The organism is Pseudomonas sp. GW821-FHT10C09, assembly GCF_059415465.1.
In genome coordinates this window covers 183,135-207,225 of the sequence record NZ_JBWKNG010000003.1, presented here as the reverse complement: position 1 = coordinate 207,225, position 24,091 = coordinate 183,135, and the positions used below count along the sequence as shown (strand labels likewise).

At 59.4% G+C, this 24,091-nt stretch carries 21 protein-coding genes; 6 read left to right on the top strand and 15 right to left on the bottom strand.

Annotated features, from left to right (window positions below; genetic code table 11):
* Window positions 1-15: 15 nt before the first annotated feature.
* From AC07N8_RS03930 to AC07N8_RS03920, 3 genes are all read right to left on the bottom strand, one after another.
* Window positions 16-753: an S-methyl-5'-thioinosine phosphorylase gene (locus AC07N8_RS03930; protein ID WP_493142112.1), complete on the bottom strand. Its 738-nt coding sequence runs from the start codon at window positions 751-753 to the stop codon at window positions 16-18.
* Window positions 754-765: 12 nt separating this feature from the next.
* On the bottom strand, window positions 766-1,776 hold the full coding sequence (gene nagZ, locus AC07N8_RS03925) for a beta-N-acetylhexosaminidase (protein ID WP_310260441.1): 1,011 nt from the start codon (window positions 1,774-1,776) through the stop codon (window positions 766-768).
* A gap of 158 nt (window positions 1,777-1,934) precedes the next feature.
* Window positions 1,935-2,642: a TetR/AcrR family transcriptional regulator gene (locus tag AC07N8_RS03920; protein ID WP_483840228.1), complete on the bottom strand. Its 708-nt coding sequence runs from the start codon at window positions 2,640-2,642 to the stop codon at window positions 1,935-1,937.
* A 229-nt stretch (window positions 2,643-2,871) separates the two neighbouring features.
* On the opposite strand from AC07N8_RS03920, the gene lexA reads away from it, so the two are divergent.
* Together lexA and sulA are read left to right on the top strand one after the other, a co-directional pair.
* Window positions 2,872-3,480, top strand: coding sequence for a transcriptional repressor LexA (gene lexA / locus AC07N8_RS03915; RefSeq protein ID WP_007944149.1), 609 nt, complete (start codon window positions 2,872-2,874; stop codon window positions 3,478-3,480).
* 10 nt (window positions 3,481-3,490) lie between these two features.
* Window positions 3,491-3,964 carry an SOS-induced cell division inhibitor SulA gene (gene sulA, locus AC07N8_RS03910; RefSeq protein WP_483840229.1) on the top strand — a complete coding sequence of 158 codons (474 nt, stop codon included), beginning with the start codon at window positions 3,491-3,493 and terminating at the stop codon, window positions 3,962-3,964.
* A 106-nt stretch (window positions 3,965-4,070) separates the two neighbouring features.
* On the opposite strand, the gene AC07N8_RS03905 is transcribed toward sulA, so the two are convergent.
* From AC07N8_RS03905 to AC07N8_RS03875, 7 genes are all read right to left on the bottom strand, one after another.
* Window positions 4,071-4,304, bottom strand: coding sequence for a hypothetical protein (locus AC07N8_RS03905; RefSeq protein ID WP_027921686.1), 234 nt, complete (start codon window positions 4,302-4,304; stop codon window positions 4,071-4,073).
* Window positions 4,305-4,456: 152 nt separating this feature from the next.
* Window positions 4,457-4,981, bottom strand: a complete 525-nt coding sequence (locus tag AC07N8_RS03900; RefSeq protein WP_027921687.1) for a DUF6586 family protein — start codon at window positions 4,979-4,981, stop codon at window positions 4,457-4,459.
* A gap of 141 nt (window positions 4,982-5,122) precedes the next feature.
* Window positions 5,123-7,750, bottom strand: a complete 2,628-nt coding sequence (topA, locus tag AC07N8_RS03895) for a type I DNA topoisomerase (RefSeq protein ID WP_483840231.1) — start codon at window positions 7,748-7,750, stop codon at window positions 5,123-5,125.
* Window positions 7,751-7,864: 114 nt separating this feature from the next.
* Complete coding sequence (locus AC07N8_RS03890) at window positions 7,865-8,101, bottom strand: DUF1653 domain-containing protein (protein WP_007953059.1); 237 nt, start codon at window positions 8,099-8,101, stop codon at window positions 7,865-7,867.
* 99 nt (window positions 8,102-8,200) lie between these two features.
* Window positions 8,201-9,376: an acetyl-CoA C-acyltransferase FadA gene (gene fadA, locus AC07N8_RS03885; RefSeq protein ID WP_007944141.1), complete on the bottom strand. Its 1,176-nt coding sequence runs from the start codon at window positions 9,374-9,376 to the stop codon at window positions 8,201-8,203.
* 32 nt (window positions 9,377-9,408) lie between these two features.
* The gene (gene fadB / locus AC07N8_RS03880; protein WP_027921690.1) at window positions 9,409-11,556 is read right to left on the bottom strand and encodes a fatty acid oxidation complex subunit alpha FadB; all 2,148 of its coding nucleotides are present in this window, start codon (window positions 11,554-11,556) and stop codon (window positions 9,409-9,411) included.
* A 538-nt stretch (window positions 11,557-12,094) separates the two neighbouring features.
* Window positions 12,095-12,532: a hypothetical protein gene (locus tag AC07N8_RS03875; RefSeq protein ID WP_010456364.1), complete on the bottom strand. Its 438-nt coding sequence runs from the start codon at window positions 12,530-12,532 to the stop codon at window positions 12,095-12,097.
* A gap of 104 nt (window positions 12,533-12,636) precedes the next feature.
* Here AC07N8_RS03875 and AC07N8_RS03870 point away from each other — a divergent pair, with 104 nt between their 5' ends.
* Entirely contained in the window at window positions 12,637-13,074 is a 438-nt protein-coding gene (locus tag AC07N8_RS03870) for a universal stress protein (protein ID WP_483840232.1), read from the top strand.
* Window positions 13,075-13,257: 183 nt separating this feature from the next.
* Here AC07N8_RS03870 and AC07N8_RS03865 read toward each other — a convergent pair whose 3' ends face one another.
* Window positions 13,258-15,177 (bottom strand): ATP-binding cassette domain-containing protein, encoded by a 1,920-nt coding sequence (locus AC07N8_RS03865; protein ID WP_493142117.1) that lies wholly within the window; start codon window positions 15,175-15,177, stop codon window positions 13,258-13,260.
* 213 nt (window positions 15,178-15,390) lie between these two features.
* Here AC07N8_RS03865 and AC07N8_RS03860 point away from each other — a divergent pair, with 213 nt between their 5' ends.
* Window positions 15,391-17,319 carry a transglycosylase SLT domain-containing protein gene (locus AC07N8_RS03860; protein WP_483840234.1) on the top strand — a complete coding sequence of 643 codons (1,929 nt, stop codon included), beginning with the start codon at window positions 15,391-15,393 and terminating at the stop codon, window positions 17,317-17,319.
* 70 nt (window positions 17,320-17,389) lie between these two features.
* On the opposite strand, the gene AC07N8_RS03855 is transcribed toward AC07N8_RS03860, so the two are convergent.
* Window positions 17,390-19,183, bottom strand: a complete 1,794-nt coding sequence (locus AC07N8_RS03855) for an ABC transporter transmembrane domain-containing protein (protein WP_493142266.1) — start codon at window positions 19,181-19,183, stop codon at window positions 17,390-17,392.
* 244 nt (window positions 19,184-19,427) lie between these two features.
* Here AC07N8_RS03855 and AC07N8_RS03850 point away from each other — a divergent pair, with 244 nt between their 5' ends.
* The gene (locus AC07N8_RS03850) at window positions 19,428-19,607 is read left to right on the top strand and encodes a PA1571 family protein (protein ID WP_027921696.1); all 180 of its coding nucleotides are present in this window, start codon (window positions 19,428-19,430) and stop codon (window positions 19,605-19,607) included.
* Between the two features lie 114 nt (window positions 19,608-19,721).
* On the opposite strand, the gene pdxB is transcribed toward AC07N8_RS03850, so the two are convergent.
* Window positions 19,722-20,864: a 4-phosphoerythronate dehydrogenase PdxB gene (gene pdxB, locus AC07N8_RS03845; protein ID WP_493142119.1), complete on the bottom strand. Its 1,143-nt coding sequence runs from the start codon at window positions 20,862-20,864 to the stop codon at window positions 19,722-19,724.
* 335 nt (window positions 20,865-21,199) lie between these two features.
* Between pdxB and AC07N8_RS03840 the strand changes: the two genes are divergently transcribed.
* Complete coding sequence (locus tag AC07N8_RS03840) at window positions 21,200-22,609, top strand: MATE family efflux transporter (RefSeq protein ID WP_493142121.1); 1,410 nt, start codon at window positions 21,200-21,202, stop codon at window positions 22,607-22,609.
* Here the strand turns inward: AC07N8_RS03840 and tusA are convergent.
* Both tusA and rlmM read right to left on the bottom strand, forming a co-directional pair.
* Entirely contained in the window at window positions 22,606-22,857 is a 252-nt protein-coding gene (tusA, locus tag AC07N8_RS03835; RefSeq protein WP_007945068.1) for a sulfurtransferase TusA, read from the bottom strand. The two genes, AC07N8_RS03840 and tusA, sit on opposite strands and share 4 nt — an antisense overlap.
* A gap of 106 nt (window positions 22,858-22,963) precedes the next feature.
* A complete protein-coding gene (rlmM, locus tag AC07N8_RS03830) occupies window positions 22,964-24,037 on the bottom strand; it encodes a 23S rRNA (cytidine(2498)-2'-O)-methyltransferase RlmM (protein ID WP_493142123.1) in 1,074 nt (357 codons plus the stop codon).
* Between the last annotated feature and the right edge of the window lie 54 nt (window positions 24,038-24,091).

The window sequence follows — 24,091 nt, the reverse complement described above, 5'->3', positions numbered from 1 at the left end:
CGGTATTACGACTGCTCAGCCTTTCAACACCCGCGCCAACGTCGACTTCACCTTCCCCATCCCGTCATGCAACGCCTGCTCGATCTCGGCCATGGTAATCACCGCCGTCGACTTGCCCGCCGCCGGGTTCACCACCAGCGCCAGGCACGCGTAATCCAGTTCCAGCTCACGCGCCAGTGCCGCTTCCGGCATGCCGGTCATGCCGACAATGTCGCAGCCATCACGCTCAAGTCGCGCGATTTCAGCAACGGTTTCCAGCCGCGGGCCCTGGGTGCAGGCATACACCCCATGACTGCTGTAACCCACGCCTTCAGCCGCCAGCGCCGCGATCAATTGCTGACGCAGCTGCTCGCTGTAGGGATAGCTGAAGTCGATGTGGGTAACGTGCTCCAGGTCATCGGCGAAATAGGTGTGTTCACGGCCACTGGTATAGTCGATCAGTTGATGCGGTACGCAAAAATGCCCGGTACCCATCGCAGCATGAATGCCGCCCACCGCGTTAACCGCGAGGATCGCTTCGGCGCCCGCCTGCTTCAATGCCCAAAGGTTGGCCCGGTAGTTCACCTGATGCGGCGGCAAACGGTGCGGATGACCATGACGCGCGAGGAACAGCACTTCCTTGCCGGCGTATTCACCGATATGAACCTCGGCCGAAGGTGCACCGTAAGGCGTGTCCACTGCCAGTGACTGACGAATGCTCAGACCTTCGAGTTGAGTCAGGCCGGTGCCACCGATAATCGCGTAAACCGTCATAACGTAAAGTCCTTATTCAATCAGTTGAGCGTCTTTGAGCGCACCGACAGCCGCCAGCCAGCGCGGGTTCTGCCGGTATTCGGTATTGGCGTACGACTGGCCGCGCATCCGCGCTATTCGCTCGGACGGCTTGACCTTCAGGCGCTGGGCAGCGCTCAGCGCCAATTCCGCAGCGGCGCGGTCGTTGCACACCAGGCCCATGTCGCAGCCAGCGGTCAACGCAGCTTCGATACGGCTGGCGGCATCGCCCACCACATGTGCGCCGGCCATCGACAGGTCGTCGCTGAAGATCACGCCGTCGAATTGCAGCTCGCCGCGCAAGATGTCCTGCAGCCAACGACGGGAGAAGCCGGCAGGCTGGGAGTCGACTTGTGGGTATATCACATGAGCCGGCATCACAGCGGCCAGCTGCTTGCTCAGTTTGGCGAACGGCACCAGGTCGTTGGCGCGGATCTCGTCGAGGCTGCGCTCGTCATTCGGGATGGCGACGTGGGAATCCGCTTCGGCCCAGCCATGGCCGGGGAAATGCTTGCCGGTGGCGGCCATGCCGGCGCTGTTCATGCCACGGATGAATGCGCCGGCCAGCAGTGCTGCACGCTCCGGATCACCTTCAAATGAACGAGTGCCGACGACGGCGCTGCGCTGGTAATCCAGATCCAGCACCGGGGCAAAGCTCAGGTCGAGACCGACGGCCAGCACTTCGGTGGCCATGATCCAGCCACATTGCTCGGCCAGGTACTCGGCGTTCGGATTGTCGGCGATGGCACGCATGGCCGGCAGGCGCACGAAGCCTTGACGCAAACGCTGAACGCGACCGCCCTCCTGGTCCACCGCCAGCAGCAGATCGGGGCGAATGGCACGAATCGAAGCGCTCAACTCGCGCACCTGGCGCGGGGTTTCGATGTTACGAGCGAAAATGATCAGGCCGCCCACTTCGGGCTGGCGCAACAATTGGCGATCTTCAGCCGTCAGCCAGGTACCGGCGACGTCCACCATCAACGAGCCTTGCAGGCCAGCAGTCATAGAGATTCCTTGATAACGAGAAACCCGGCCCACACGTATTCGCCGCCTTGGGCAATGCCCGGCAGGTCGGCGATACAAATGGGGAGCGGGTTCAGAACGAGAGTCGGCATGGGCGGCTAGCTTAGCGGATGTCAGCTGCCGCGCCCACCCGTGTGCGGTTAAACCTTGGCGCCAGCCGGGGCTGACTTGCTGCGTGGACGCAGCTGCGCGGTGGCCATGGCCGTGTCGGTCACGCCGGTTTCCGCACGCATGCCCGCGGCCAGGAACGGCACCATCAGGCGCATCACTTGTTCAATGGAGGTGTTGACGCCGAAATCGGTCTCGGCAATCGCACGCAAGGCTTTGATCCCCGACATGCTGAACGCCGCAGCGCCGAGCATGAAGTGCACGCGCCAGAACAGTTCGATTGGTGGAATACGCGGCGCGGCTTCGTTGACCAGCATCATGTATCGACGAAACACCTTGCCGTACATGTCTTCCAGGTAACGACGCAAATGGCCTTGGCTCTGACTGAATGCCAGACCCAACAGACGCATAAAGATAGAGAGATCGTTGCCGCTGCGTGGTTGTACTACCAGGGCTTGCTCGACGAGGATTTCCAGCAGTTCTTCGAGCGTCGGCTTGTTTTCAGGCTTGGCCTGGCGCCGCTCGAGCTCTTTATCAAGGCTCAGGCAGAACGGACCTAGGAAGCGCGAGAAGACCGCCTGGATCAGCGCTTTCTTGGAGCCGAAATGATAGTTCACCGCCGCCAGATTGACACCGGCCTTGCTGGTGATCAGACGCAATGAGGTTTCAGCGAAACCTTTTTCCGCGAACAACTGCTCGGCAGCATCAAGAATGCGTTCAACGGTTTCCGACTGGGCCATGGCTACTCCGCCTGACAAACACTTGTTTGAAACATACGTTTCAGCCTGTGTATTGTCAAGCTTGGCCGTTCGTTTTGGGAATGGTCGGTCAGCTATTTAACCATACAACGGCGAAGCTTCAATCAGCGGGTCGATCGACCGTCCGGCGGTCGATAAAAAAAGGGGCATTGCCAAGACGCTTTCACTGTATATAATCCCAGTCACTGTATAAAAAGACAGAGCGACCACAATGCTAAAGCTGACGCCACGCCAAGCAGAGATTCTGGCCTTCATCAAACGCTGCCTCGAAGACAACGGCTACCCGCCGACCCGCGCGGAAATCGCTCAGGAACTGGGTTTCAAGTCACCCAACGCAGCGGAAGAACACCTTAAGGCGCTGGCCCGCAAAGGTGCCATCGAGATGACCCCGGGCGCTTCCCGCGGCATTCGTATTCCAGGCTTCGAAGCCAAGGCTGACGAGTCCACCCTGCCAATTATTGGTCGAGTGGCTGCCGGCGCTCCCATTCTGGCCCAGCAGCACATCGAAGAGTCCTGCAACATCAACCCTGCTTTCTTCCATCCGCGCGCCGACTATTTACTGCGTGTTCACGGCATGAGCATGAAGGACGTCGGTATTTTCGACGGCGACCTGCTGGCCGTACACACCACGCGTGAAGCCCGTAACGGCCAGATCGTGGTCGCGCGTATCGGCGACGAAGTGACGGTCAAGCGCTTCAAGCGTGATGGCAGCAAGGTCTGGTTGATTGCCGAAAACCCTGAATTTGCCCCTATCGAAGTGAACCTGAAAGATCAGGAACTGGTGATTGAAGGCTTGAGTGTCGGCGTGATTCGCCGCTAAAGGAGGCTTTATGCAGTTCCCACACACATCACAGCAAGCCCAACTGCCACTGTTCGAGGCATTCATGGCGCAACCCCTGGCGCCGATCCTGAAAGACGTGGTCGAGTCGCCTTGGAGCGCCGAGCCCGAAGTCTTCAGTGAGCTGTCGCTACGTGGTGCAGCGGGAAACTGCCTGAACCTTCTGGCACCGATTCTCAGGGAACTGAGCCAGGACCAGGACGCACGCTGGCTGACACTGATTGCCCCGCCAGCGAGCCTGACACAGGCTTGGCTGCGGGACGCCGGCCTCAATCGCGAACGTATCCTGCTGCTGCAACCTCGCGGCGCCCAAAGCGCCCAGCAGCTGACCTGCGAAGCCTTGCGTCTGGGCCGCAGCCACACAGTGGTCAGCTGGCTCAACCCATTGAGCACGGCCTCACGGCAACAGTTGATCAGCGCCGCCCGGACCGGGGACGCACAGAGCCTGAATATTCGATTGGGTTAACTGAGAAACTTAACTGACAAACAATGCGCGCCTTGATCTGCGCGAGGCTTCTCCAAGGATAGAGAAGCCGACCTGTAGCGTTGTCCGTAAAAACCGACGGGCGGGATCAATGAAGGACGCGAGTGCCCTGATCCTTTTCAAATTCGCCTTCAACCAGGCGTCCTGCCATCTGAACGCCGACGCTCAACATCGCTTTGGCGACTTCCACGTATTGGCCTTGCAGGAACGCCTTGGCATCCTCGGAGAAATCCAAAGTAACCAGAGAACCCTCGTCCTCGGCCCTGCGCAGCTCGATACGGCCGTCTGGTAACTCGACAATTTCTAGAAAGGACGTTGGCATAAAGGTCTGTTCTCCACGAAAGGCGGGGATTATATAGGCATCGGTCAGGCTTCGCTCAGCAAGTTGACCAGATGTCATGGCAATGAAATATCTTTTTGCACTCATCCCTGAGCGGACACCCTGTCGGAGCATCCGTCTTTGCGCTTAGTCCTTCAGCACTCGTTCAATCCTTCGCGAAACCGGATCGCCAGCCCTTTCAGGTTCTGACGCCAACTCTCCAGTTCTTCTCGGCTCAACTCTTCCGGCGCCTCTTCTGCATCCAGGTTAACGGCCAGGATCAGCGGCTGAGTTACGTCGCCTTTAGGCTTGTGCGGCGCGCGGGGTGGTTGAAACAACGCCGCATGGGCCGCCAGCAACTTGGCCAACCAGGTTTCAGGGTTTTGTGCGAGCTCGACCATCTCCGCCATTTCTGGAATCGCGATGGCTTCGAGGACTTCGCGAGTCAGCAACAGCTCAGCTCGAGGCGCATTGGCCTGCGGCAAGCGATAGAACCCGGCGATCTCATGGCACAGCCCCAGCAGGGCACCGTACAAGTGAAACAACGCCGATTCACGCCCAGCCTGGATCAGCGCCAGCGAGTTCATTGCCCGCCCCTCTTCGGCCTTGGCGAGCGCTTCCAGCGACAGGCCGGCGAAATAAATCTTCTGATTGGTACGGGTATAAAGTTCGTGGGCCATGACGGCAGCCTCCACAACGAAATAATTGCTTCACGCAGGTCAGACAGTGTCGTGGATCACCCGAGGCGACCGCAAGCACAAAACAAAAAGGCCGCATGAAAACCCGAGGGTTGTCATGCGGCCTTTTGTGTACAGCTCTTTTTAAGCCTTGGCTGCCGGACGCTTGTCTTCAACCGTCCACTTGCCGCCGTCGTAGTAAGCCTTCCAGCCAGTCGGCTTACCGTCGACTTCTGTCTGCACATACTGCTCTTTGGTCTTGCGGCTATAACGGATCACGGAAGGGAGACCGTCCGGGTCTTTCTTCGGCGCTTCGCAGAGGAAGTGGTACTTCGGATCGATCTCATCCTTGTGCGGCACAATTTCCATGACCAGCGGAGCACGAGTCTCGCGGTTTTTCGGGAATTGGCTGGCCGCCAGGAACAGGCCGGAAGCACCGTCGCGCAGGATGTAGGTGTCGTTGACCTTTTCGCATTTCAGCTCAGGCATCTTCACCGGGTCCATCTTCGGCGGCGCCGCGTCACCGCTCTTCAGCAGTTTGCGGGTGTTCTTGCAGGTCGCGTTGGTGCAACCAAAGAACTTGCCGAAACGGCCGGTCTTGAGCTGCATCTCGCTGCCGCACTTGTCACATTCCAGGCTCGGACCTTCATAGCCTTTGATGCGATAGGTGCCCTCTTCGATTTCGTAGCCCGAGCAATCCGGGTTGTTACCGCAGATGTGCAGCTTGCGCTTCTCATCGAGCAGGTAAGCGTCCATCGCCGTGCTGCAGATCGGGCAGCGATGCTTGCCACGCAACACCAGGGATTCCGACTCACCTTCGTCGTCCGCGGCGATTTCATCACCCGGCACCAGGTTGACGGTGGCCTTGCAGCGTTCTTTCGGCGGCAGGCTGTAGCCCGAGCAGCCGAGGAACACGCCGGTCGAGGCCGTACGAATCTGCATTGGACGGCCGCAGGTCAGGCACGGAATGTCGGTCATGACCGGCTGGTTGGCGCGCATGCCGTTTTCGGCGCTCTCGGCAACTTCGAGCTTCTTCTTGAAGTCACCGTAGAACTCGTCCAGCACGTTTTTCCAGTCGCGCTCGCCCTGGGCCACGTCATCGAGGTTCTCTTCCATGCCGGCGGTGAAGCCGTAGTCCATGAGGTTGGAGAAGCTCTCGGACAGACGCTCGGTGACGATGTCACCCATCTTTTCCGAATAGAAACGACGGTTGTGCAGCGCGACGTAGCCGCGGTCCTGGATAGTCGAAATGATCGCCGCATAGGTCGAGGGACGACCGATGCCGCGTTTTTCCATTTCTTTAACCAGGCTCGCTTCCGAATAACGCGCAGGCGGCTTGGTGAAGTGCTGGGTCGGATCAAGCTTGATCAGCTTCATCGCGTCGCCCTGAGCCATGTCTGGCAGCACATCGTCGTCGCCCGGCTTGGCGATTTGCGGCATGACACGGGTGTAACCGTCGAACTTCAGGATGCGGCCCTTGGCACGCAGCTCGAAATCGCCAGCACCCACGGTGACAGTGGTCGACAGGTATTGTGCCGGCAGCATCTGGCAAGCGAGGAACTGGCGCCAGATCAGCTCGTAGAGCCGCTCTGCATCACGCTCCATGCCCGACAGCTTGCTTGGCTCGGTATTGGCATCGGAGGGACGAATCGCTTCGTGAGCCTCTTGTGCGCCTTCCTTGCTGCTGTAGACGTTCGGGGTTTCCGGCAGGTACTTCTTGCCGAACTCGCCTTCAATATAAGTGCGCGCCATCGTCACGGCATCGGCCGAGAGGTTGGTGGAGTCGGTACGCATGTAAGTGATGTAGCCGGCTTCGTACAGACGCTGGGCCATCATCATGGTTTTCTTCACGCCGAAGCCCAGGCGGTTGCTCGCAGCCTGTTGCAACGTGGACGTGATGAACGGGGCCGACGGCTTGCTGCTGGTCGGTTTGTCTTCGCGCTTGGCGATGCTGTAGCTGGAAGCCTTGAGCTTTTCCAGCGCGGCCATGGCCTGGGCTTCGTTCAGCGGCTTGAAGGCCTCGCCTTTCTCGCGAGCGACGTCAAAGCGCACAGTCGCGCCCTTGGCGGTGCCGAGGTCAGCGTGGACTTCCCAGTATTCTTCCGGGTTGAACGCACGGATTTCGCGTTCGCGCTCAACCACCAGTTTTACGGCAACCGACTGCACGCGACCGGCGGACAGGCCACGGGCGATCTTGGCCCACAGCAGCGGCGAAACCATGTAACCCACCACGCGGTCGAGGAAACGACGCGCCTGCTGGGCATTTACACGGTCGATGTCCAGCTCGCCCGGCTTGGAGAAGGCTTCCTGAATCGCCTTCTTGGTGATTTCGTTGAACACCACGCGCTTGTAGCGGCTGTCGTCACCACCGATGGCTTCGCGCAGGTGCCAGGCAATGGCTTCCCCCTCGCGGTCCAAGTCGGTTGCGAGATAGATGGTGTCAGCATCTTTGGCGAGCCGGCGCAGCTCTTCGATGACTTTTTCCTTGCCCGGGAGGATCTCGTACTTGGCTTTCCAGCCATGATCGGGATCGACACCCATGCGCGAGACCAGCTGCTTGCGCGCTTTCTCTTTCGGCGTGAGCACCGGACCTTCACCCGCGGCAGCCTTGCCGCGCTTGGCGGCTGGCTCTTTGCTGGCGCTAGCCGAACCGCTGGTGGGCAGGTCTCGGATATGGCCGATACTCGACTTCACCACGTATTGGTTACCCAGATACTTGTTGATGGTCTTGGCCTTAGCCGGGGATTCCACAATGACCAGCGATTTGCCCATGGATCAGAAAATTCCTGAATTCTAGAAGTGAAAGGCGGTTGGCGCCTGACGCGGCACCGCTATATATAGTGGCTACAAGGTGAGGTCAAGCGCAGGGTTTTGCGCGCACTCAGCTTATGGCTTCGAAAAAAGGCTCGGTTCGGCTTGCACCAAAGCAAAGCGTGGCACCTGTTCGCCGTCAACTTCGACCGACTCCAGGAACATGCTCAAGGGACGCACCCAAAAGCCGTAATCGCCATACAGGGCTTGGTAGAAGACTACTTCTTCTTCGGTTTCCGAATGCCGCGCAACACTGAATACGCGGTACTGCGGACCTTTGTAATGTTGGTAGAGCCCAGGTTGTATCGGCATGGTTTGGCCCTCACTCAAATCTTTTCAAAATAAAAACAAAAATAAATTCAGAAAAACAAAAACCGGGGCACTTGGCCCCGGCTTCCGTCAACGGATCGCTTAAACGCGTTCGAAGACGGTGGAGATGCCTTGGCCGAGACCAATGCACATGGTAGCCACCCCGAAGGTGCCGCCATTTTGCTTCATCACGTTCAACAGCGTGCCGGAGATACGTGCACCGGAGCAACCGAACGGGTGACCCAGGGCGATTGCGCCGCCGTGCAGGTTAACCTTCTCGTTCATCTTGTCGAGAACTTTCAAATCTTTCAGCACTGGCAGGGCCTGTGCAGCGAAAGCTTCGTTGAGCTCGAAGAAGTCGATATCGTTAATGCCAAGGCCCGCGCGCTTCAGTGCTTTTTGTGTAGCCGGTACTGGACCATAGCCCATGATTGCCGGGTCCACACCTGCCACTGCCATCGAACGGATCACGGCCATAGGCTGGATGCCCAGGTCCTGAGCACGCTGCGCCGACATCACGATCATGCACGAAGCGCCGTCGGTGATTTGCGACGAAGTACCTGCTGTCACGGTGCCGCCCTTCGGGTTAAACGCTGGCTTCAGAGCCGCCAGGCTTTCCAGAGTGGTTTCCGGACGAATGGTTTCGTCGTAATCGAACAGTTTCAGGAAACCGTTCTCGTCGTAGCCCTGCATCGGGATGATTTCGTCTTTGAACTTGCCTTCCAGCGTCGCCTTGTGGGCGAGCTGGTGGGAGCGCACGCCGAAAGCGTCCTGTTGTTCGCGAGTGATGCCGTGCATCTTGCCCAGCATTTCAGCGGTCAGGCCCATCATGCCCGAGGCTTTCGCCGCGTACAGGGACATGTGCGGGTTCGGATCGACACCGTGCATCATGCTCACGTGACCCATATGCTCGACGCCGCCGACGACGAACACGTCACCGTTGCCGGTCATGATCGCTTGCGCGGCAGTGTGCAGTGCGCTCATCGACGAGCCACACAGACGGCTTACGGTCTGACCGGCAGCAGTGTGCGGGATCTGAGTCATCAGGGACGCCATGCGCGCGATGTTCCAGCCCTGTTCCAGGGTCTGGTTTACGCAGCCCCAGATCACGTCTTCGACTTCGTTCGGGTCAACCTTGACGTTGCGTTCCAGCAATTTGCTGATCAGGTGCGCCGACATGTCTTCGGCGCGGGTGTTGCGGTGCATGCCGCCCTTGGAGCGGCCCATCGGAGTACGACCGAAGTCGACAATCACGACGTCTCTTGGATTCAAGCTCATAAAATTTCACTCTCGCTCAAGTGTTGGGACGCTTAACCGAAGAACCGTTGGCCGGTTTTGGCCATTTCACGCAGTTTTGCGGTCGGGTGGTACAGCGCGCCCAAATCAGCGTACTGGTCAGCCAGGGCAACGAACTCGGCAACACCGATCGAATCGATGTAGCGCAGCGCACCGCCACGGAATGGAGGGAAACCAATACCGTAGACCAGACCCATGTCGGCTTCGGCAGCGGTTTCGACGATGCCGTCTTCCAGGCAACGCACGGTTTCCAGGCACAGCGGGATCATCATCCAGTTGATGATGTCTTCGTCAGTGACTTCGCGCTGCTCGTAAACGATCGGCTTGAGCACTTCCAGTACCGATGGATCGGCAACTTTCTTCTGCTTGCCGCGCTTGTCGGTCTCGTAGGCGTAGAAGCCCTTGCCGTTCTTCTGGCCCAGGCGCTTGGCTTCGTAGAGCACGTCGATCGCGGTACGGCGGTCGTCTTTCATACGGTCCGGAAAGCCTTCAGCCATCACGTCGCGACCGTGGTGACCGGTGTCGATGCCGACCACGTCCATCAGGTACGCCGGGCCCATTGGCCAGCCGAATTTTTCCATGACCTTGTCGATACGGACGAAGTCCACACCGGCGCTGACCAGTTTGGCGAAACCGCCGAAGTACGGGAACAGTACGCGGTTGACCAGGAAGCCCGGGCAGTCGTTGACGACGATCGGGTTCTTGCCCATTTTCTTGGCGTAGGCAACGGTGGTGGCAACAGCCAGCTCGCTGGACTTCTCGCCACGAATCACTTCAACCAGCGGCATCATGTGCACCGGGTTGAAGAAGTGCATGCCGACGAAGTTTTCCGGACGCTTGAGGGCCTTGGCCAGCAAGGTGATGGAAATGGTCGAGGTGTTGGACGCGAGGATGGTGTCCTCTTTGACCTTGTCTTCGACTTCGGCCAGTACGGCTTGCTTGACCTTAGGGTTTTCGACGACTGCTTCAACCACCAGGTCCACGTGACCGAAATCACCGTAGGACAGGGTCGGACGAATGCCGTTGAGCACTTCAGCCATTTTCGCTGCGGTCATGCGACCTTTATCAACGCGACCGACCAGCAGCTTGGCGGCTTCAGCCAGGCCTTGCTCGATGCCGTGCTCGTTGATGTCCTTCATCAGGATCGGCGTACCTTTGGAGGCCGACTGATAAGCGATACCGCCACCCATGATGCCGGCGCCCAGTACGGCAGCCTGCTTCACGTCTTTGGCGATTTCGTCGTAGGCCTTGGCCTTTTTCTTCAGCTCCTGATCATTCAGGAACAGACCGATCAAGCTCTGCGCGGCAGAGGTCTTGGCCAGCTTGACGAAACCGGCGGCTTCGACTTCCAGCGCTTTATCGCGACCGAAGTTCGCGGCTTTCTGGATGGTCTTGATCGCTTCAACCGGCGCCGGGTAGTTCGGGCCAGCCTGACCGGCGACGAAACCTTTGGCGGTTTCGAAAGCCATCATTTGTTCGATTGCGTTCAGCTTCAGCTTTTCCAGCTTCGGTTGACGCTTGGCCTTGTAGTCAAACTCGCCGGAAATGGCGCGTTTGATCAGCTCAAGGGCCGCTTCCTGCAGCTTCTCAGGCGCAACCACTGCGTCCACTGCGCCGACTTTCAGCGCGTCTTCAGGACGGTTTTCCTTACCAGCGGCGATCCACTCGATGGCGTTGTCGGCACCGATCAGGCGCGGCAGACGCACGGTACCGCCGAAGCCTGGGTAGATGCCCAGTTTGACTTCCGGCAGACCGATCTTGGCCTTGGTGGACATGACGCGGTAATCCGCCGCCAGGCACATCTCCAGACCACCACCCAGGGCGATGCCGTTGATCGCGGCGACAGTCGGGACGTTGAGGTCTTCGAAATCGCTGAAAATCTTGTTGGCTTCCAGATTGCCAGCAACGAGCTCGGCATCAGGCAGCTTGAAGTTCTCGACAAATTCGGTGATGTCGGCGCCGACGATGAATACGTCCTTGCCACTGCTGACGATCACGCCCTTGATCGAAGCATCTGCCTTGATGGTGTCCACAGCCTGACGCAGTTCGTTCAGGGTTAGACGGTTGAACTTGTTGACGGACTCACCCTTGAGGTCGAATTTCAATTCGACGATGCCACTTTCAAGAGCCTTAACCGTGATGGCTTTACCTTCGTAAATCATCAACTGATCTCCACGATATGGAAGCTGAACAGTACACGTCGGACGCAGGCGAATGGCTCGGCAGGACGTTAAACGTCAATGCTACGCCAATCCACCCGGCACACCCTCCAACGCGATAGTCGGGATTCTGTAGGAGCGATCTGAAATACAAACGCTCAATTCATACGCCCGTTTGATTTGGGTACGCCACCTTCACGGAATTTCCGACAATTGTCAATCGCCCAAAATACGGGTTGAAACGCGACTTTGCGGTCACTTCCGTACTGCGAAGATCTTCAACACGCAGATGCATGTGAACTCATTCATAGAATCAATAGTTAGAAAAGTCGCCCTAATTCGCTGCAGCCCGCGTTTAACAAGCTACGCTGGCATGGAGTTGAAGAAAAAAGATGAACGCGCGGGGCGAATGCCCGGCGCAAGATCAGCCCTACAGCGAATTACCGGCCTGCCTGGCCAACCCCAGCCCGATGATGATGTCGGGCTTTTTATTGCCTGTCTGTCCGCATTGCGCGCCCTTGCAGAGCGCAACGCTCTCATTTCACGCCAGCGCTTTGAGCACGGCGTCAATGTCCTGCAAAACGGTCGCCTCGCCCTTCTCGCCCCAATACAAGGTGATCATCTGCTTGTCAGCCTCGACCTTGTAGACATTGGCTGGCAATTTTTCGAAATGATTGAGCAAGGCTCGATCCTCACAAATCTCCTGCCACTGATTCACCCACACACCCGGTGATTTTTGCCAGTAGCTCCAGCACGCCGGCTGATTGCCACGGCGCGGCCGATGATACTGCGCACACGGGCTCGGCGGCTCCTGGCTCAGCCAGTGCGGCCACTCCTGAGGCGCCAGCTGCATGGCCAGGCCGATGCGTCGCGCCTCCATTCGCAGGGCCATGCGCCCGCTCTGACCACGCGACGGTCGCAACCACGCCAGTGGACTCAACACCACCAGCAGGATTGACACCACTATCCAGACCGTCATATCTGTACTCCCGATTCTTGATGGGCGCTTTGGGTCACTTTGGAACCATTGCGCTTGAAACCAGCCATACTTACCAATATTGCAATCCTCAGGAGGAGCACCTCATGCCCTACAACCATATTCTGGTCGCTGTAGATCTAACCGAAGAGTGCGACCCTGTCATCCACCGCGCTCGCGAGCTGTCTGTGAGCAACGGGGCGAAGTTGTCCCTGGTGCACATTGTCGAACCAATGGCCATGGCCTTTGGCGGCGACGTCCCGATGGACCTGTCACAACTGCAACAACAGCAGTTCGATCAGGCCAAGGAGCGCCTGGACCGGCTGATTGTGAAGTATCCGGAACTCTCCAAGGAATACAGCCACCTGACTTACGGCCAGCCGCGCCAGGAGATTCACCATCTGGCCAAGGAACAGACTTGCGACCTGATCGTGGTGGGCAGCCATGGTCGACACGGCCTGGCATTGCTGCTGGGCTCAACCGCCAATGACGTGCTGCACGGCGCGCCATGCGATGTGCTCGCGGTGCACCTGGTAAAACGCTAACCCCTTGTGGGAGCGAGCCTGCTCGCGAAGGCGCCCTGCCAGTCAACATTGATATCGACTGATACGACCTCATCGCGAGCAGGCTCACTCCTACAGGAGATCTACAGCGAGCAGTAGATCGCATTCCATACGAAAAGCCCGGCGCTCATCACTGAACGCCGGGCTTTTTTGTTACGGGATCAATCAGGCATCCAGTTCGGCCCAGCGCTCGACCATCACGTCCAGCTCGGCCTGCAACTGTTCCAACTGCGCAATCACCGCAGCCGTTTCGGCAGCAGGACGCTGGTAGAAACCGGCATCGGCCATTTGCGCTTCAACCGCCGCGATCTGCTGTTCCATGGCTTCGATCTGAGCCGGCAGCATTTCCAGCTCACGCTGATGCTTGTAGCTCAACTTCTTCTTCGCCAGCGGCGCTTCAGCAGTAGCAACGACAGGCGCAGCCTCAGCCGTAACCACCGCGGAGGTCAGGTCGGCTTTGCCGGATTTGCTCTCGGTTACGCCCAGCAGGCGCGGCGAGCCGCCCTGACGCAGCCAGTCCTGATAACCACCGACGTATTCGCGAACCTTGCCTTCACCTTCGAAGACCAGGGTGCTGGTGACCACGTTGTCGAGGAATGCCCGGTCGTGACTGACCATCAACACGGTGCCGTTGAAGGTCAGCAAGACCTCTTCCAGCAGTTCGAGGGTTTCAACGTCGAGGTCGTTGGTCGGTTCGTCGAGGACCAGCAGATTCGCCGGCTTGCTGAACAGTTTGGCCAGCAACAGACGGGCACGCTCACCACCGGACAGCGCCTTGACCGGCGTGCGGGCACGCTGCGGGCTGAACAGGAAGTCGCCGAGGTAGCTCAGCACGTGACGGCTCTGACCATCGATATCGATGAAGTCGCGACCTTCGGCCACGTTGTCGATCACGGTCTTTTCCAGGTCCAACTGATGGCGCAACTGGTCGAAGTAGGCCACGTCGATGCGCGTCCCTTCTTCCACTGTGCCGCTGGTTGGCTGCAGACCGCTGAGCATCAGCTTCAACAGCGTGGTCTTGCCGGTACCGTTGGCGCCGAGCAGACCGATACGGTCGCCGCGCGTCAGGACCATCGAGAAGTCCTTGATCAGGAACGGGCCGCCCGGGTGAGCAAAGCTCACGTTCTCGAGGACCATCACCTGCTTGCCGGACTTGTCAGCGGTATCCAGCTGAATGTTGGCCTTGCCAGTGCGCTCACGACGCTCGCTTCGCTCAACGCGCAAGGCTTTCAATGCGCGAACACGGCCTTCGTTACGGGTGCGACGGGCCTTGATGCCCTGGCGGATCCAGACTTCTTCCTGGGCCAGCTTCTTGTCGAACAGCGCGTTGGCGGTTTCTTCAGCGGCCAGGGACGCTTCTTTGTGCACGAGGAAACTGGCGTAGTCGCCGTTCCAGTCGATCAGGCCACCGCGGTCCAGCTCGAGGATGCGGGTCGCGAGGTTTTGCAGGAATGAACGGTCGTGCGTGATAAACAGCACGGCGCCCTGGAAATCCTTCAACGCTTCTTCAAGCCAGGCGATGGCACCGATGTCCAAGTGGTTGGTCGGTTCGTCGAGCAGCAACAGATCCGGTTCGGAAACCAGGGCCTGAGCCAGCAGGACGCGACGACGCCAGCCGCCGGACAATTCGGCGAGGGTCTTGTCGGCTGGCAACTGCAGACGGCTCAATGTGCTGTCGACCAGTTGCTGCAAACGCCAGCCATCGCGGGCTTCGAGGTCGTGCTGGACGTGCATCAGCTTGTCCAGGTCGGCGTCGGTGACGATGTTCTGGCTCAGGTGGTGATACTGCGCGAGCAGCTCGCCCACGCCGTCCAGGCCTTCGGCAACCACGTCGAACACGGTCCGCTCGTCGGCTACCGGCAATTCTTGCGGCAATTCGCCAATCTTGAGGCCAGGTGCACGCCAAACGGAGCCCTCATCGGGCTTCTGGTCGCCCTTGACGAGCTTCATCATGCTGGACTTGCCAGTGCCATTGCGGCCGATGATGCACACCCGCTCACCACGGGCGATCTGCCAGGACACCTTGTCCAACAACGGCATAGCGCCGAAAGCAAGGGACACATCGCTGAATTTGAGCAGGGTCATGAGCTTCTCCAAAAACCGGGCGCGCATTCTACCTGACTTGAGGCTTCAGAAGGCCGGCAATTTCACTCTCGAAGCACTCTGCATAACAAATGTTACGAACTTGGGCTGACAGGCCTGCAAAGCTTTCGCCCGTTGCTGGCAAAAGGCTAAGCTACAGATTATTCAGTGCGGGCAATCCCCGCACTTGTCATGATTTCTCTGCCCGGACGTCTCATGCGCAGTCGCCTTTTCAGTCTTTTATCTTGCCTGCTTCTTTCTGCCACTGCCGTTCAATCAGCCCAGGCGGTGGACCTGTCCACCCAGCGCCAATATTACGATGAAGCCAAGCGCGCCCTGGCCAAAGGCGATACCGGTCCTTACTTTCGCTACAGCCAGGCCCTCAGTGATTACCCGCTGGAGCCGTACCTGGCCTATGACGAGTTGACCGCTCGCCTGAAAACCGCCAGCAATGCCGAAATCGAGAAATTCCTCGCCGACCATGGTGACCTGCCGCAAGCCAACTGGATGAAATTGCGCTGGCTGCGCTGGCTGGCCGACCGCGGCGACTGGGCGACCTTCGTCAAGTATTACGACCCCAAGCTCAACTTCACCGAACTGGACTGCCTGAACGCGCAGTATCAGATTGGCCACAACCAGAAGGCCGAAGGCTATGCCAACGCCAACAAACTGTGGCTGACCGGAAAATCCCAACCGGCTGCCTGCGATGCGCTGTTCGGGCAATGGGCTGCCGAAGGTCAATTGACCGAACAAAAACGCTGGGAGCGCACCAAGCTTGCTGCCCAGGCGCGCAATTATCCGCTGGCCAACAGTCTGGTTAGCGGCCTGACCACCCTCGCTCCGCGCGGTCGGCTGCTGATTGATGTGGCGCAAAAACCCGAGCTGCTCAACCAGCCTTCGCGCTTCACCCCGGCTGACGAACCGATGTCCGACGTGGTCAGCCTCGGCCTGCGCCGCCTGGCCAAGCAGGACCCGGACAAGGCTATGGACCTGCTGGACGGTTATGCCAGCAGCATGCACTTCTCCCGCGATGAAAAAGTGGCAATCGCCCGCGAAATCGGCCTGACGCTGGCGCGACGCTATGATGCTCGCGCGCTCGATGTCATGACCAAGTACGACCCGGAACTGCGCGACAACACCGTGTCCGAATGGCGCCTGCGCCTGCTGCTTCGCCTGGCTCGCTGGGACGATGCCTATCAGTTGTCTCGCCGCTTGCCACAGGACCTGGCGACCACCAACCGCTGGCGCTACTGGCAGGCTCGCACCCTTGAGCTGGCGCAACCACAAAACCCGGAAGCGCAGACGCTGTACAAGAGCCTTGCCCGCGAACGTGATTTCTATGGTTTCCTTGCCGCCGACCGTTCGCAACTACCGTATTCGCTGCTCAACAAACCGCTGGTACTCAGCCAGGCCACCATCAACAAGGTGCGCAACACGCCGGGTATACGTCGAGCCCTGGAGTTCCACGCCCGAGGCCAGGTCGTCGATGGTCGTCGCGAGTGGTATTACGTCAGCCGTCACTTCAACCGTGACGAGATGGTCGCCCAAGCGAAACTGGCCTATGACCTGAAATGGTATTTCCCGGCGATCCGCACCATCAGCCAGGCGCAGTACTGGGACGATCTGGACATCCGCTTCCCGATGGCCCACCGCGAAACCCTGGTCCGTGAAGCCAAGGTCCGCGGCCTGCATCCAAGCTGGGTGTTCGCGATCACGCGCCAGGAAAGCGCCTTCATGGACGACGCCCGCTCCGGCGTCGGTGCCAGCGGCCTGATGCAATTGATGCCCGGCACCGCCAAGGAAACCGCACGCAAGTTCAGCATTCCGCTGGCCTCGCCGCAGCAAGTGCTCGACCCGGACAAAAACATCCAGCTCGGCGCCGCGTACCTGAGCCAGGTCCATTCCCAGTTCAACGGTAACCGCGTCCTCGCCTCCGCCGCCTACAACGCCGGCCCTGGCCGTGTGCGTCAGTGGCTGCGCGGTGCAGACCACCTTAGCTTCGACGTCTGGGTGGAAAGCATCCCGTTCGACGAAACCCGTCAGTATGTGCAGAACGTGCTGTCGTACTCGGTGATCTACGGCCAGAAGCTTAATTCGCCACAGCCGCTGGTGGATTGGCATGAGCGGTATTTTGACGATCAGTGATTCCGTTTTTACCCACTGACAAAAAAAATGCCCGCATCGGTTGATGCGGGCATTTTTTTGGGTGCTCGACTTAGTCGGTAACCGGGTCGATAACCGTGTTGTGCCCATCACTAAACTGCAACGCCGCCAACCGCGCATACAGCGCATTGCTCGCAATCAACGCCTGATGCGTCCCCACAGCCACCAGTTTCCCTTGGTCCATCACCGCGATCCGGTCGGCGTTTTTCACCGTGGCCAAACGGTGGGCGATCACCAGCGTGGTGCGGTTTTTCATCAGGCTGGGCAGGGCTTGCTGGATCAGGTGTTCGCTCTGGGCATCGAGGGCGCTGGTGGCTTCGTCGAGCAGCAGGATCGGCGCGTCCACCAGCAATGCGCGAGCGATGGCCAGGCGTTGGCGTTGGCCACCGGACAAACCGAGGCCGCCGTCGCCCAGATGCGTCTGGTAACCGTGAGGCATTTGCTCGATGAAGTCGTGGGCATAAGCGATCTTTGCCGCTTCCTGAACCTGAGCCAGGGTGGCGCCCGGATTACCGTAGCGTATGTTCTCTTCGATGCTGCCGAAGAACAGCGCAGGATTTTGCGAAACCAGCGCGAAGCAACGGCGCAGGTCGAGTGGATCGAGCTGGGTCAACGGCACGCCATCGAGCAGGATCTGCCCAGCGGCCGGATCGTAAAAGCGCAGCAGCAAGTCATATACCGTGGATTTTCCGGCCCCGGACGGCCCCACCAGAGCGAGGGTTTCGCCCGCGTTAATGGTCAGACTCAAGCCGTCAACGGCGTAACTTTCGGGCCGCGACGGATAGGAAAAACGCACGTCCTGTAGCACCAGATCGCCCTTAACCCGCTTTGGCAAGGTCACCAGGCCGGTGGTCGGCGGCTGGATAATGTTTTCCGAACGCAGCAATTCAGCAATCCGCTCGGCCGCACCCGCCGCGCGCTGCAACTCACCGATGACTTCACTCAAGGTGCCAAAGGCGCTGCCGACGATCAGGCTGTAGAAAACAAACGCCGCCAGTTCACCGGCCGAGATCCGCCCGGCAATCACGTCCATGCCACCGACCCAAAGCATCACGCCGACAGCACCCAGCACCAGCACGATCACCAGCGTGATCAACCAGGCGCGCTGGAAGATGCGCTTACGCGCGGTGTCGAATGCCTGCTCCACGGTCACGGCAAAGCGCTGCTCATCCTGGACTTGATGGTTGTAGGCCTGCACGGTTTTGATCTGGCCGAGGGTTTCGGAGACATAACTGCCGATATCGGCAATCCGGTCCTGGCTCAGGCGCGACAGATTGCGCACCCGCCGGCCGAAAATCAGGATCGGGGCAATCACCAGCGGCAATGCAATCACCACGATGCTGGTGAGTTTGGGGTTGGTGATAAACAGCAACACAATCCCGCCGATGACCATCAGCAGATTGCGCAGAAACAGCGACAACGATGATCCGATCACCGATTGCAGCAACGTGGTATCGGCGGTCAGCCGCGACTGGATTTCGGAACTGCGATTGTTTTCGTAGAACCCCGGATGCAGATAAACCAGGTGATTGAACACCTGCCGGCGGATGTCTGCGACCACACGCTCGCCGATCCACGACACCAGATAAAAACGCGCGAAGGTGCCGATCGCCAATCCCACCACCAACACCATGAACAAGCCGATGGATTGATTCAGCAGGTGCGGTGACTGGGTCATGAACCCCTGATCCACCAGCAGGCGAATGCCCTGCCCCATCGACAAGGTGATGCCGGCGGTGACAATCAACGCGAGCAAGGCGCCAAAGGCTTGCCAGCGATACGGCGCAAGAAAGCGAAGGGTCAGGCGGATCGCGCGGCGGTGACGGGCAGAGAGCATCGGGGTTATCCAGTACGCCATTGATATCGCCAGCCTACACGGCCAGCGGGTGAACTCTGTAAATCATAATGAGTCAGGTTAATTATGACCGGGACGACTAGCTGCTAGACGCTATTGGTCTAAAGTCCGGGTGGCAACGTACTTAAATATCTGGTGGAGTGGCGTTGCCGTTCGGGAAAGATCGCAGGGAGTTGTCATAGCCCGGTCACCTGAAGGTTCTAAAGTAAGCACACACCTGAAGAGGAGACAGGCCATGTCCTTGCAAAACAGCAGCGAAGACAAGATTCAAGTGATCCGCACACAGCCCGACCAGTCTCTGGGTTGCTCGATTATCGATGCCGATGGGCGTGAAGTACCGATCACTGAAGACATGATCCAGAAAGCGTGCAGCGAACTGGAAAAGCGATTGGTCAAGCCTGCCGAACAAGAGTGATATAGCCACCGTCTTCTTGACCCGGCCCTGGTTGGCCGGGTTTTTTATGGGTGCTTATCTGGAAATGGCGGTGCGGCTATCGCGAGCCTGCTCGCGATGGGGCCAACCCGGTGTTCAGATGAGCGAAGCCCCCAACGCCGCGACAATCCTGCGCAACTCAGCCGAATCCCCCTCAATCCGCACTTGCAATCCATCAATCTCCCGACGCGACGGGTAATGCTTGCGCAATGCATCAAACGCCGCACGCTGTTCGTTCACACTACCTACAAGACTGCGGCGAAAATCCGCATCGTCACGGCGCGGGTCGTACACGCCACGGCACAGCATGGCCAGCGCCCACGCCGGATCAGCCTGCGCATGCAGGGTCACTTGCGACAACCACGGCGCCGGCAGCAAATCACTCAGGCTGACCTGAGCCGGCTGTCCGAGAAACTCGCAATAAGCCTGATAGATCTGCGCCGTCCCGCGCTGTTTGCCATCAAGGCTGTAACCGGCAATGTGCGGCGTCGCCAGCACGCACAGTTCAGCCAGCGCCACGTCGACCTCAGGTTCGCCTTCCCAGACGTCGAGCACCGCTTGCAGGTCTTCGCGCTCAAGCAGCACCTGCCGCAGGGCGGCGTTGTCGACCACCGGGCCACGACTGGCGTTGATCAGCCAAGTGCCAGGCTTGAGCTGGCCCAAGCGTTTTTTATCGAACAGATGCCAGGTCGACTGCGCGCCGTGCTTCTTCAAAGGCGTGTGCAGGCTGATGACGTCGCACTGCTCGATGATCTGTTCGAGGCTGACAAAATCACCCCCTTCAGCCGCCTGCCGGGGTGGATCGCACACCAGCACGTTCCAGCCCAGACCTTGCAGGACCTTGACCAGACGACCGCCGACTTCGCCGGCACCGACCACGCCATAGGTGCGCCGAGTCAGGTCAGCGCCTTCGATTTCAGCCAGGGTCAGCAGACTGCCGAGCACGTAGTCGACCACGCCCCGGGCATTGCAGCCGGGTGCGCTGGACCAGGTGATGCCGGCTTGCTGAAAGTAATCCAGGTCCAGGTGATCGGTGCCGATGGTGCACGTGCCGACAAAGCGCACGCTGCTGCCTTCGAGCAAGGCACGATTGACGTTGGTCACCGAGCGGACCAGCAGCACATCGGCGTGTTCGACGGTGGCGCGGTCGATGGAACGTCCCGGCACCCGGCGGATTTCACCGAACCCAGAGAAGAAGGCATCGAGCAGCGGGATATTTTCGTCGGCAACAATCAGCATGGCAGGCTCCTTTGGCGGATCGGCAGTGTAGGCGGAGATGACCTTTGTGGGCCAGCAAGCATTAAAGTCACCACTCCTCCTGTGGCGAGGGAGCTTGCTCCCGCTGGATTGCGCAGCAATCCCAAAACCTTCCAACGCACAACAACCGTTAAAATCATGTCGCTTGGATTAGGACTGCTCCGCAGCCCAGCGGGAGCAAGCTCCCTCGCCACAAATGGGTTCGGTGTGGAACGGGTTTGTTGATTACAAATCCCTAACACAGGACTTTTCCTGACCACTGCGTCAGGGCGTAGAATGCATCGCTTTGCGCATCAACACCTTTGGACGTTTCGCCTTTGAATTCCGTGACCGACAGCCTTGCCGCTACCACCCTCACCCGCCCGGCCCGGGTTCGCCTGGAGCTGAAAAACCTGCTCACCCTGGCGCTGCCGATCATGATCGCGCAGCTGGCGACCACTGCCATGGGGTTCGTCGATGCGGTGATGGCGGGCCGGGTGGGGCCTCGGGACCTGGCGGCGGTCGCACTGGGCAACTCCATCTGGGTCCCGGTGTTCCTGCTGATGACCGGCACCTTGCTGGCCACCACGCCAAAAGTCGCCCAGCGCTTTGGCGCCGGCACCCACAGCGAAATCGGGCCGATTGTGCGTCAGGCACTGTGGCTGGCTCTGGTGGTGGGTTTGATGGCGACCGGCATGCTGTTCAGCGCCGAGCCGATCCTGCACATGATGAAGGTCGATCCCGAATTGATCGGCCCGTGCATGCAATACCTGCATGGCATCGCGAGCGGCTTGCCCGCCGTCGCCTTCTACCATGTGTTGCGCTGCTTCAGTGATGGCCTGGGCCGTACGCGTCCGGCGATGGTACTGGGCCTGTGCGGGCTGGCGTTGAACATTCCACTGAACTACATCTTCATCTATGGCCACTTCGGTGTGCCGGCCATGGGCGGTGTCGGCTGCGGCTGGGCCACGGCGATTGTAATGTGGGTAATGGCGCTGGGCATGGCCGGCTGGGAACGCTGGGCGCCGGCGTATCAGTCGAGCCAGTTGTTCAGCCGTTTCGACTGGCCGCAGTGGTCGGTGATCAAGCGCTTGCTGGGCATTGGCCTGCCGATCGGGATCGCGGTGTTCGCCGAGTCGAGCATCTTTGCCGTCATTGCGCTGCTGATCGGCAGCCTCGGCGCCACCGTGGTGGCCGGGCACCAGATCGCCCTGAACTTCAGCTCGCTGGTGTTCATGATTCCTTACTCCCTCGGCATGGCCGTGACGGTGCGGGTCGGCCAGGCCCTCGGTCGACAGGAACCACGCGAGGCGCGTTTCGCCGCCGGTGTCGGCATGGGCACAGCGCTGGCGTATGCCTGCCTGTCCGCGAGCATGATGCTGTTGCTGCGCGAGCACATTGCAGCGATCTACACCGCTGACCCGACGGTGATTCAAGTGGCCGCGATGTTGATCGTGTACTCGGCGCTGTTCCAGTTTTCCGATGCCATTCAGGTGACGGCAGCCGGCGCATTGCGCGGGTATCAGGACACGCGGGTAACGATGATCCTGACCCTGTTCGCTTACTGGGGGATTGGTTTGCCGGTGGGTTACGCACTGGGCCTGACCAATTGGCTAGGTGCGCCAAGTGGCCCGAGCGGGCTGTGGCAAGGTTTGATCGTGGGCTTGAGCTGCGCGGCGCTGATGCTGTCGATCCGCCTGGCGCGCAGTGCACGCAAGCGGATCCGCATCAGTCATTCGGCGGGTTAAGCGAGTTTCTTGCGGATCCAGTACAGGTAGGTGCCTGCCTCTTCGTGCTGCGCAACCAGTTCATGGTCCAGAAACACGCAGAACTTGGGAATGTCGCGACGGGTCGACGGATCGGTCGCGATCACCTTGAGCAGGCCGCCGGGCACCAGGTCGCGGATGTGCTGGTGCAGCATCATGACCGGTTCCGGGCAGTTGAGGCCGGTGGCGTCGAGGGTGCCGTCTACCGGCGTATCAAGCATTTCACTCATGATTAACTCCTGAAACTGGCCGGCATTGTCGGCTTTTAACATCATCTGTGGTGGACACCGTACCAGTGGGAGCGAGCAGGCTCGCTCCCACATTGACCTGCCTGTTTCAGCGGGACTTGGGTTTCTTCACGTCCAGCCGACGCAGATGGCACGTCACTTCTTCCCGGTCGTGATACAGCTGTTTACAGCCGATCTCAACCCGAATGCCGCGCTCCTTGAAGCCCTCGGCGATGCGTTCCAGCAAGCGTTTCACTTCGGCATAGCGCTGTTTCATCGGCAGTTTGAGGTTGACCACCGCTTCCCGGCAATGCCCCTCGCCAATCCACTCTTCCAGCATCGAGGCGTTGCGCGCCGGTTTCTCGACGATGTCGCACACCATCCAGTCCACCGGCTGCCGGGGCTTGTAGGTAAAACCGTCGGCCATCAAGTGTTGCACCAGACCGGTGTCCATCAGGCTTTCGGCCATCGGACCGTTGTCGATGGCGGTCACCAGCATCCCGCGATTGACCAGTTGCCAGGTCCAGCCGCCGGGGGCAGCGCCCAAATCAACGCCGGTCATGTCGCTGTGCAGACGCTCATCCCACTGGTCACGAGGAATGAAGTGATGCCACGCCTCTTCCAGTTTCAGCGTCGAACGGCTTGGCGCCTCACGCGGGAACTTCAGGCGCGGAATGCCCATCGGCCACATCGCCGAATTATTCGACTCGGCCAGGCCCATGAACACTTCACGGCCACTCTTGAACGTCAGCAGCAGGCGCGGCTTGTGCGCATCTTCCACCAGTTTGCCGGCGGCCATCAGCGCCTTGCGCAGGTGACCTTCAAACTTCTTGCAGAAGTTCGACAGTTCCTTGCCATCGTTGGTGTCGACCATTTCCAGCCACAGGCTGCCGCACAGCGGAAAGTCCGCCATGTGCGCGAGGATCACGCTGATGCGGTCGGTTTCCGGCAGATCAATAAAGATTCCGCGCGCCCATTGGCGCGGGAAGATCAGCTCGGCGAAACGCTGGCCACGCATCAAGCGCTCAGCGCCGTCTTCTTCGGTGCAGATGAACTCGGCGCAGGCGCTGGCGGTCTTGGCCTTGGCATAACCAGCCACGTTCAGGCGGGCGGCGTGCTCGGCAATCTCGGAACAGACTTCGCCTTCGAAGCCCGGCCGGCAATGCATAAAGAGGGTGTTCATTGAATCTCCTGGGCAATCGGCAATGAATCGATGCGCAAACTTGCCCTGTAGCAA